Raw genomic sequence first — 761 nt, 5'->3', positions numbered from 1 at the left:
TCAGCAAGCGTATCTCTCTGGGCGGTCAGTTCTTTCTGTTTTGCTTCGCAGCTTTTCTTTTCAGCGACCTGCTGCCAAAGCTCTTTCAACGTAGAATCACTCATATGGAATGTCCTTTCCCGGCATTACGTTTCTTCGTTCAGAAGCTGGTTCAAAAAATGCTGCCGATTATTTACAAATGTTTTGGTGATAACGTAGCTGTCCGTATCTTCATACTGACAAGGATGAATCGTGCCATTGTCGAAGCTAAAAATCTCAGCATCAGGCATTCCGAGGAGAATGGGTGAATGTGATACGATAATGAATTGCGCCCCTTCTTGGGCACACCGATAAATGTTGATCAGTAACGTGAGCTGCCGCTGCGGGGATAAAGCGGCTTCCGGCTCGTCAAAAATATAGACTCCATCTGCACCCATGTAGTCCTGCGCAATGGCGAGGAAACTTTCACCGTGTGATTTTTGGTGATAGCCTTTGGAGGGATGATCGTCATCGGAATAGTCGATTTCCTTGGTGGCTACATTATAGAAACTCTCTGCTCGGAGAAAATACCCGAACTTTGGTCTGCGATACCCCTTGGAAATCGTCATAGCCTCACATAGTTCCGAATGGGAGTTGTATGTGGAAAATGAATAGTTCTTCGTTCCACCCTCTGCGTTGAAGCCGTAAGCAACAGCGATTGCTTCCAGAAGCGTAGATTTTCCACTTCCATTTTCGCCAACAAAGAACGTAATGGGCTTATGGAATGTAAAAGTGTCGATTCC

General features: G+C 45.7%; 1 protein-coding gene. It reads right to left on the bottom strand.

Annotated elements, in window-relative coordinates; genetic code table 11:
* Nucleotides 1–125: 125 nt before the first annotated feature.
* On the bottom strand, nucleotides 126–761 hold a 636-nt coding region (locus WMO44_RS14945; protein WP_349153051.1), incomplete at its 5' end, for an AAA family ATPase.

Source organism: Faecalibacterium tardum, from assembly GCF_040096515.1.
Taxonomy (GTDB): Bacteria; Bacillota; Clostridia; order Oscillospirales; family Ruminococcaceae; genus Faecalibacterium; species Faecalibacterium tardum.
This window is presented reverse-complemented; position numbering and strand designations above follow the sequence as displayed.